Annotated in this window: 14 protein-coding genes; all 14 read left to right on the top strand. The window is 62.5% G+C overall.

The features are described 5' to 3' along the window. Positions 1-5: 5 nt before the first annotated feature. Positions 6-98 carry a 30S ribosomal protein S8 gene (gene rpsH, locus AC1DMG_RS17015; protein WP_477180808.1) on the top strand — a complete coding sequence of 31 codons (93 nt, stop codon included), beginning with the start codon at positions 6-8 and terminating at the stop codon, positions 96-98. A 10-nt stretch (positions 99-108) separates the two neighbouring features. Then, positions 109-636 (top strand): 50S ribosomal protein L6, encoded by a 528-nt coding sequence (gene rplF, locus AC1DMG_RS17010; RefSeq protein ID WP_441605435.1) that lies wholly within the window; start codon positions 109-111, stop codon positions 634-636. An 83-nt stretch (positions 637-719) separates the two neighbouring features. Beyond that, a complete protein-coding gene (rplR, locus tag AC1DMG_RS17005; RefSeq protein WP_477176730.1) occupies positions 720-1,079 on the top strand; it encodes a 50S ribosomal protein L18 in 360 nt (119 codons plus the stop codon). A 117-nt stretch (positions 1,080-1,196) separates the two neighbouring features. Beyond that, a complete protein-coding gene (rpsE, locus tag AC1DMG_RS17000; RefSeq protein ID WP_046972899.1) occupies positions 1,197-1,706 on the top strand; it encodes a 30S ribosomal protein S5 in 510 nt (169 codons plus the stop codon). Next, positions 1,699-1,896, top strand: a complete 198-nt coding sequence (rpmD, locus tag AC1DMG_RS16995; RefSeq protein ID WP_046972898.1) for a 50S ribosomal protein L30 — start codon at positions 1,699-1,701, stop codon at positions 1,894-1,896. The genes rpsE and rpmD overlap by 8 nt, the downstream gene beginning before the upstream one ends. After that, positions 1,896-2,333, top strand: coding sequence for a 50S ribosomal protein L15 (rplO, locus tag AC1DMG_RS16990; RefSeq protein ID WP_199045596.1), 438 nt, complete (start codon positions 1,896-1,898; stop codon positions 2,331-2,333). Before rpmD ends, rplO begins: the two co-directional genes overlap by 1 nt. Before the next feature lie 4 nt (positions 2,334-2,337). Beyond that, a complete protein-coding gene (gene secY / locus AC1DMG_RS16985) occupies positions 2,338-3,663 on the top strand; it encodes a preprotein translocase subunit SecY (protein WP_441605437.1) in 1,326 nt (441 codons plus the stop codon). 137 nt (positions 3,664-3,800) lie between these two features. After that, positions 3,801-4,157: a 30S ribosomal protein S13 gene (gene rpsM / locus AC1DMG_RS16980; RefSeq protein WP_046972895.1), complete on the top strand. Its 357-nt coding sequence runs from the start codon at positions 3,801-3,803 to the stop codon at positions 4,155-4,157. 12 nt (positions 4,158-4,169) lie between these two features. Further along, positions 4,170-4,556 carry a 30S ribosomal protein S11 gene (gene rpsK, locus AC1DMG_RS16975; protein ID WP_007513384.1) on the top strand — a complete coding sequence of 129 codons (387 nt, stop codon included), beginning with the start codon at positions 4,170-4,172 and terminating at the stop codon, positions 4,554-4,556. Between the two features lie 11 nt (positions 4,557-4,567). Further along, the gene (rpsD, locus tag AC1DMG_RS16970) at positions 4,568-5,194 is read left to right on the top strand and encodes a 30S ribosomal protein S4 (RefSeq protein WP_046972894.1); all 627 of its coding nucleotides are present in this window, start codon (positions 4,568-4,570) and stop codon (positions 5,192-5,194) included. A gap of 16 nt (positions 5,195-5,210) precedes the next feature. After that, entirely contained in the window at positions 5,211-6,209 is a 999-nt protein-coding gene (locus AC1DMG_RS16965) for a DNA-directed RNA polymerase subunit alpha (RefSeq protein WP_441605438.1), read from the top strand. Between the two features lie 302 nt (positions 6,210-6,511). Next, a complete protein-coding gene (gene rplQ, locus AC1DMG_RS16960) occupies positions 6,512-6,892 on the top strand; it encodes a 50S ribosomal protein L17 (protein ID WP_477176729.1) in 381 nt (126 codons plus the stop codon). A gap of 265 nt (positions 6,893-7,157) precedes the next feature. After that, entirely contained in the window at positions 7,158-7,655 is a 498-nt protein-coding gene (locus AC1DMG_RS16955) for a disulfide bond formation protein B (protein ID WP_441605439.1), read from the top strand. A gap of 15 nt (positions 7,656-7,670) precedes the next feature. Further along, the coding region (locus AC1DMG_RS16950; RefSeq protein ID WP_477180807.1) for a 3-deoxy-7-phosphoheptulonate synthase at positions 7,671-8,694 on the top strand (1,024 nt) is incomplete at its 3' end.

Below are 8,694 nucleotides of genomic sequence, written 5' to 3'. Positions count from 1 at the left end.
TGGGTATCTCGATCATCTCGACTTCCGCCGGTCTGCTGACCGACGCGCAGGCCCGTTCGAAGGGTCTGGGCGGCGAAGTCATCGGCCAGGTCGCATAAGGAGCMGACGATGTCCCGCGTAGCCAAACAACCGATCAACCTGCCCAAGGGCGTTGAAGTCAAGTCCGACGCCAACGGCATTTCCGTCAAGGGCCCGAAGGGCACCCTGGCGATCCATCACCTGCCGGGCGCCTCGATCAATATCGACAATGGCGTGGCCAACATCGTTCTCGCCGAAGGCGCGGACGACAAGTTCGGTGGCACCCTGCGCGCGCTGCTGGCCAACATGGTCAAGGGCGTGTCCGACGGTTACGAGCGCAAGCTCGAGCTGGTCGGCGTGGGCTACCGTGCTTCGATGGCCGGCAAGTCGCTGAACATTGCCCTGGGCTTCTCGCATCCGGTCGTGTTCGAAGCGCCCGAAGGCATCACCATCGAAACCCCGACGCAGACCGAAATCCTGATCAAGGGTTCGGACAAGCAGCGCGTGGGCGAGGTGGCCGCCAAGATCCGTGGCTTCCGTCCGCCGGARCCCTATAAGGGCAAGGGCGTKCGCTACTCCGGCGAGAAGATCACCCTGAAGGAAGCCAAGAAGGCGTAAGCGGTCCCTCGCGAAAGAGCAGCCATCCATGGCTGCACTCTTCAAAAAGGCTAAAGCTGCTTGTCGATCCGCTTCTAGGAACTATGACGATGAACAAGAACGAATCCCGCCTGCGTCGCGCCAAGTCGACTCGCTCCCACATCCGCAAGCTCGGTGTGGCGCGCCTGTCGGTCCATCGCACCGGTCAGCACCTGTACGCACAGGTGTTCGACGCTTCGGGCACGAACGTGGTGGCAGCTGCCTCCACCGTGCAGAAGTCGGTTGCTGAAGACCTCAAGGGCACCAAGAACCTCACTGCTGCCGCCGCTGTCGGCAAGGCCGTGGCTGAGCGTGCGCTGGCCGCTGGTATCGAGTCCGTGGCGTTCGATCGCTCGGGCTTCCGCTACCACGGTCGCATCAAGGCGCTGGCCGATGCGGCCCGCGAAGCCGGCCTGAAGTTCTAAGGCCGCCTGGTATCGGGTGCCGGTTCGCCGGCACTTGATGCCAATAGAAGTACCCACAACTCCAAGCGGCTCAGCCGCAAGTAAAAGTCCCGGTTTGCCGGGCACATGGAAAAAAACATGTCTTCTACCGATCGCGAAAATTCAGACGGCCTGCTCGAGAAGCTGATTGCCGTTAACCGCGTGGCCAAGACCGTCAAGGGTGGCCGCCAGATGAGCTTCACTGCGCTGACCGTGGTCGGCGACGGCGAAGGCCGCGTGGGTTTTGGTTATGGCAAGGCGCGTGAAGTGCCGGTCGCCATCTCCAAGGCCATGGAACGCGCCCGCCGCCAGATGGTGAGCATCGACCTGAACAACGGCACCCTGTGGTACGCCATCAAGGCCAACCACGGCGCAGCCCGCGTGTTCATGCAGCCGGCTTCCGAAGGTACCGGCGTGATCGCCGGCGGCGCCATGCGCGCTGTGCTGGAAGTGGTGGGCGTGAAGAACGTGCTCGCCAAGGCCGTTGGTTCGCGTAACCCGATCAACCTGGTCCGCGCGACCATCAAGGGCCTGCAGGCCGTTGCCTCGCCGAAGCAGATCGCTGCCAAGCGTGGCAAGACCCTGGAAGAGGTGCTGGGCAATGGCTAAGAACAACGAAACCGCCGCCACCGTGCGCGTGCGCCTGGTCAAGGGCCTGCGCGGTGTGCAGAGCCGCCATCGCCTGAGCGTGAAGGCGCTCGGCCTGAGCAAGCTCAATGACGTCCGTGAACTGAAGGACAGCCCGCAGGTCCGCGGCCTGATCAACACGGTCTATTACCTCGTGCGGGTTGAGGAGTAATCACCATGCGTCTTAACGACATCAAGCCGGCCGCCGGCTCCCGCAAGACTCGCCTTCGCGTGGGTCGCGGTATCGGTTCGGGCCTGGGCAAGACCGCCGGTCGCGGTCACAAGGGTCAGCACGCTCGCGCGGGCGGCACCCACAAGTACGGTTTCGAAGGCGGTCAGATGCCGCTGCAGCGTCGCCTGCCGAAGGTTGGCTTCCGCTCGCTGAAGAAGAAAGAAAGCCAGGAAGTGTTCCTGTACCAGCTGGCCACCCTGAAGGCTGACGTGATCGACACGATCGCGCTGCACCAGGCAGGTCTGATCGACAGCCATGCCAAGAAGGTCAAGGTTGTCCTCAAGGGCGAAATCGGCCGCGCCGTGAAGCTGTCGGGCGTGCTGGCTACGGCCGGCGCCAAGGCAGCGATCGAAGCTGCCGGCGGCAGCGTGGAGTAATCACGTGGCGTCAGCCCAGGGCACATCGCTCGGATCGCTCGGCAAGCTGACGGAACTGCGTCAGCGCATCTTCTTCGTGATTGGTGCGCTGATTGTCTTCCGTCTCGGTTCCTTCATCCCGGTTCCCGGCGTCAATCCGGAAGCCATGACGAACCTGATCGAGCAGGGCGGCGGCCTGATGAACATGTTCAACATGTTCTCGGGTGGCTCGCTGGCACGTTTCTCGGTGTTCGCGCTCGGCGTGGTGCCGTACATCTCTGCCTCCATCGTGGTGCAGATGATGGGTTCGGTGATCCCGAGCCTGCAGGCGCTGCGTAAAGAGGGTGAGTCTGGTCGTCGCAAGATGACCATGTACACCCGCTTTGGCACGGTAGGCCTGGCGGCATTTCAGGCGTTCAGCATCGCCATGGCGTTGCAGAAGCAGACCGCCCTGGGTGGCGCGCCGGTGGTGTATACGCCTGGCATGGGTTTCGTCATGTCGTCGGTGGTTGGCCTGACGGCCGGCACGATGTTCCTGATGTGGCTGGGTGAGCAGATCACCGAGCGCGGTATCGGCAACGGCATTTCGCTGCTGATCTTCGCCGGCATCGTCTCCGGCCTGCCCGGTGCGGTGGCGCACACGCTGAGCATGGCCAACAACGGTGAGCTCTCGGTCATCAAGATGCTCATGGTGGTTGCCGTGATCCTGCTGGTGACGGCGTTCGTGGTGTACATGGAGCGCGCCCAGCGGCGCATCACCGTGAACTACGCGCGTCGTTCCGGTGGACAGCGGGCCTACATGAACCAGACCTCGCACCTGCCGCTGAAGGTCAATATGGCCGGCGTGATCCCGCCGATCTTCGCCTCAAGCTTGCTGCTGTTCCCGGCGACGGCTGCTACCTGGTTCGGCCAGGGTCATCAGGCGCGCTGGATCACCGAGCTGACCCAGGCGCTGACCCCGGGCGAACCGCTGTACGACATCGTCTTCGCGGTGCTGGTGATCACTTTCGCCTTCTTCTATACGGCGATCGTGTTCAACTCCCAGGAGACGGCAGACAACCTCAAGCGCTCCGGCGCCTTGATTCCGGGCATCCGCCCGGGCCGCTCCACGGCTGACTACATCGACAACGTGATGACCCGTCTTACCGGTGTCGGCGCGCTGTACCTGGTGCTGGTCTGCCTGGTTCCATCGTTTATGCAAAAAGCGTGGCACGTCCCGTTCTACTTCGGTGGCACCTCTCTGCTCATCGTCGTGGTCGTGGTGATGGATTTCACTGCTCAGGTGCAGGCGCACTTGGTCAGTCACCAGTACGAAAGCCTGCTGAAGAAGGCCAACCTCCGCCGCAACTGATGGCTGCTGGGGTGGTGTGAAGTTGGTCTAAGTCGGAGGGCGGCGGTACCCCAGGTACCGCAGGGCTTTCCTAATGGGTTGTTTAAGGTTAGAATTGCGCGTTTACCGCGCACGAAACGCATCGGAGAAAGTACATCATGGCGCGCATCGCGGGTGTCAATTTGCCGGTCCAGAAGCATGTCTGGGTTGGCCTGCAGAGCATTTACGGGATCGGCCGCAGCCGGGCCAAGAAGGTCTGCGCGGACGCTGGCGTGGTTCCTACCACCCAGATCAAGTCCCTGAGTGAAGGCGAGGTGGAGAAGATCCGCCACGAAATCAGCAAGTACGTCGTTGAAGGCGATCTGCGTCGCGAGGTGGGTATTGCCATCAAGCGTCTGATGGATCTGGGTTGCTACCGCGGTCTGCGTCACCGCCGTGGTCTGCCGGTGCGCGGCCAGCGCACGCGTACCAATGCACGCACCCGTAAGGGTCCGCGTCGCGCCATCAAGAAGTAACGGATTCCGAACATGGCTAAGCCTGTCAAGACCAAGAAGAAGATCAAGCGCGTTGTCACGGATGCCGTGGCCCACGTGCAGGCCTCCTTCAACAACACCATCGTCACCATCACCGATCGCCAGGGCAATGCCCTGTCGTGGGCGACTGCCGGCGGCGCGGGTTTCCGCGGCTCGCGTAAGTCGACCCCGTTCGCTGCCCAGGTTGCCGCCGAAAAGGCTGGCCGCGCTGCTGGCGACTACGGTGTGAAGACCGTGGAAGTGCGCATCAAGGGCCCGGGTCCGGGTCGTGAGTCCGCCGTGCGTTCGCTGAACGCGCTGGGCTACAAGGTGCTCAACATCATCGACGTCACGCCGATTCCGCATAACGGCTGCCGTCCCCCCAAGAAGCGTCGAGTCTAAGGAGCATACCCATGGCCCGTTATCGTGGAGCTACCTGCAAACTCGCCCGTCGTGAGGGTGCAGATCTCAGCCTGAAGAGCCCGGCGCGCGCGCTGGACTCCAAGTGCAAGCTGGAAAACAAGCCCGGCCAGCATGGCGCCAACAAGCGCATGCGCATGTCCGATTACGCCAACCAGCTGCGTGAAAAGCAGAAGGTCAAGCGCATCTACGGCGTGCTCGAGCGTCAGTTCAGCAACTACTACTCCAAGGCGTCGACCCTCAAGGGCAACACCGGCGAGAACCTGCTGCGCCTGCTCGAAAGCCGTCTGGACAACGTTGTTTACCGCATGGGTTTCGCGGTCACCCGCGCCCAGGCCCGTCAGCTGGTCAGCCACAAGGCTGTGCTGGTCAACGGCAAGAAGGTGAACATCCCCTCGTACCAGGTCCGTCCGGGCGACGCGGTTGCACTGACCGAGCGTGCGCGCACTCAGCTGCGCGTGCAGGAAGCGGCAACCGTGTTCGACACCATGGACCTGCGTCCGCAGTGGGTCGAAGTCGACAGCAAGAAGTTCGAAGGTACGTTCAAGTCGATGCCGGACCGCGGCGATCTGCCGACCGACATCAACGAGAGCCTGATCGTCGAGCTCTACTCGAAGTAATCAACCGGAGCCCTGCATGGCAGTTTCGTCAACTAGCGTGCTGCGCCCTCGCGGCCTCAGCGTCGAGCAACTCGGAGCCAACCGCGCCAAGGTGGTGGTCGAGCCGCTCGAGCGTGGTTTTGGCCACACCCTGGGCAACGCGCTGCGCCGCGTGCTGCTCTCCTCGATCCCTGGCTCTGCCATCGTCGAGGTAGAAATTGATGGCGTGCTGCACGAGTACACCACCCTGGAAGGCCTGCAGGAGGACGTCATTGAAGTCCTGCTCAACCTCAAGGACGTGGCGATTCGCCAGCATTCGGGTGATGAAGTCACCCTGACCTTGTCCAAGAAGGGCAAGGGCGTGGTCACCGCCGGCGACATCGCCGTCGACCACTCGGTGGAAATCATCAACCCCGAGCATGTGATCTGCCACCTGACCAAGGACATTGCCCTCAACATGCGTTTGAAGGTGCGTCGCGGCGTCGGCTACCAGCCGGCCAGCTCGCGCCAGCATCCGGATGACGAGGCTCGTCCGATTGGCCGCCTGCAGCTCGACGCGTCGTTCGCGCCGGTCCTGCGTGTTGCCTACGAAGTTGACGCCGCTCGCGTTGAGCAGCGCACCAACCTCGACAAGCTCGTGCTCGACATTGAAACCAACGGCACCATCGGTGCGGAAGACGCGGTTCGCAAGGCCGCTGAAATCCTCAACGACCAGCTGTCGGTGTTCGGTGACTTCTCGCGTCGCGAGAGTGCCACCGACAAGGCGGAGAAGGGCGGTTTCGATCCGCTGCTGCTGCGTCCGATCGACGATCTGGAGCTCACCGTGCGTTCGGCAAACTGCCTGAAGGCCGAGAGCATCTACTACATCGGCGACCTGGTGCAGAAGACGGAAGTCGAACTGCTCAAGACGCCGAACCTCGGCAAGAAGTCCCTGACCGAAATCAAGGACGTGCTGGGTGGTCGTGGTCTCGCGCTCGGTATGAAGCTTGAAAACTGGCCGCCGCCGGGTCTGTCCCACGGCATGCAGCTGGGTTAAGTGTTTTGGCGGTCGTTCGCGACTGCCGGCTGTAACGGCAAACTGGCGAGCGTACTTCGGTGCGCTCGCCAGCTGCTAAAGCGGTATCAAGACCGCACGATGTTTTGGGTGACTACTTTGGTCGCCGGTATTGGTGCTCTGACGAGTGTTCTACCCTCGGATTTTGCAGACACCTGAAACGGCCAGCTTGGCCGTCTTGCTCAATAAGAGCCCGTAGTACCAAGGGCTTCATCAGCGGGTAACCGCGGGAAGTCGGACCTAACCGCCGGCTTTTCATAACAACAGACATAGAGAGTATTGCCATGCGCCACCAGAAATCCGGTCGCAAGCTCAACCGCACGAGCAGCCACCGCGAAGCCATGTTCAAGAACATGGCCGCGTCGCTGATCAAGCACGAGCTGATCCGCACCACCCTTCCCAAGGCGAAGGAACTCCGTCGCGTCGCCGAGCCGCTCATCACGCTCGCCAAGACCGATGGCGTTGCCAACCGTCGTCTCGCTTTCGCGCGTCTGCGCGACAAGCAGGCCGTCGGCAAGCTGTTCGTCGAGCTGGGTCCGCGTTACCAGGCCCGTCCCGGCGGCTACCTGCGCATCCTCAAGTGCGGCTTCCGCCCGGGCGACAACGCTCCGATGGCGTACGTCGAGCTGGTCGATCGTCCGCAGACCGACGAAGCCGCCGAGTAATCGGTAGCAACAAGTGTTTTGCAAAACCCTGGCAGGGCAACCTGCCGGGGTTTTTGCTTTTTGGGGCGGGGAGTGGGAGTGCTGCCATGGGACGCTCAAGCGCCTCGGCGTGGCATTTCAGCTGACCGCGGCCGCGGGAAGTTGCGGTTTGGCGAGCACGCCGCCGACCTGCGACTGCGCCACCAGCGCGTGGGTGAATCGGCAGGGCTGACAGGGGCGGGGCAAGCGGGTAATGTCCGCTTTCGCATTGCAGCACAGTCAGGTCATGAACCCTTTCCGTTGGTCGTATCGCGCCACCTGCTTCGCCGGTTTCTTCATCTGCGTGGCTCTGCTGGGCTTTGCCCTGTACGCCGAGCACGTGCTCAACATGATCCCGTGTCCGCTGTGTATTTTTCAGCGCATCGCCTTCATGGTGATGGCCGTGTTTTTCCTGCTAGGCGGCTTGCATGCACCGCGCGGGGGCGCGCGCTGGATTTATACCGGTGGCGTCCTGCTGGGCGCCCTGGGCGGCATCGTCACGGCGGCGCGCCATCTTTGGCTGCAGACGCTGCCTGCCGATCAGATTCCCGCATGTGGCCCGAATCTCGGCTACATGATGGATACGTTCCCCTTCGCCAAAGTGCTAAAACTGGTGTTCACCGGCTCGGGCGAGTGCGCCAAGATCGAACCGGTGCTTGGCCTGCCCATGCCGGCGTGGACGCTGATGTGGTATGTGCTGCTGGTGATCGCGGCGGTCGTCGCCGCCACACGCAAGCGAGTCTGAGCAAGGTCGTTTTCTATGTCGCAGGTCATGCCCGTCAAGCCTTCACCCTCAGCAGATCTGGAAGGCTGGTCGCCACAAAGTTGGCAGGGCCGCCAGGCGTTGCAGCAGCCGCTCTATGAGGACGCCGCCGAACTGGCGCGCGCCACCGATCAGCTGGCCACGCTGCCTCCGCTGGTCACCTCGTGGGAAGTGCTGTCCCTCAAAAAAGCGCTGGCCGAAGCGCAGGAAGGGCAACGTTTCTTGTTGCAGGGCGGCGATTGCGCCGAGAGTTTCGCCGACTGCACCAGCCCGATCATTTCCAACCGGCTCAAAGTGCTGTTGCAGATGAGCCTGGTGCTGGTGCATGGGCTGAAGAAGCCGGTGCTGCGCGTGGGCCGGTTTGCCGGCCAATACGCCAAGCCGCGCTCGACCGATCACGAGACGCGCGATGGCGTGACCCTTCCGAGTTTTCGCGGCGACGTGGTCAATGGACCGGAGTTCACGCCTGAAGCGCGTCGAGCCGACCCGCAGCGCCTGATTCAGGGGCATGCGCATTCGGCGCTGACCATGAATTTTGTGCGTGCGCTGATCGATGGCGGTTTTGCCGATCTGCACCATCCTGAATACTGGGATCTGGCCTGGGTGGAGCACTCGCCGCTGGCGGCCGAATATCGCCGCATGGTCGCGGCCATCGGAGATTCATTGCGTTTCATGGAAACGCTGGCCGGGCCGATTGCCGGTTTCTCCCGCGTGGATTTCTTCACCTCGCACGAAGCGCTGCTGTTGCACTACGAGCAGGCGCTGACGCGCAAGGTGCCGCGGCACCAGGGTTGGTTCAACCTGTCCACGCACTTTCCGTGGATCGGCATGCGTACCGCGGCGCTTGATGGCGCCCACGTTGAATATTTCCGTGGCATTCGCAATCCAATCGCGGTGAAGGTGGGACCCTCGGTCACGCCGGATCAATTGCTGCCCGTCATCGATGCCTTGAACCCGGAAGACGAGCCCGGCCGCCWCACCTTGGTCCACCGCATGGGCAATGGTCTCATCGGCAGTGCAC

Source organism: Dyella sp. 01N36, from assembly GCF_056399745.1.
This window is presented reverse-complemented; position numbering and strand designations above follow the sequence as displayed.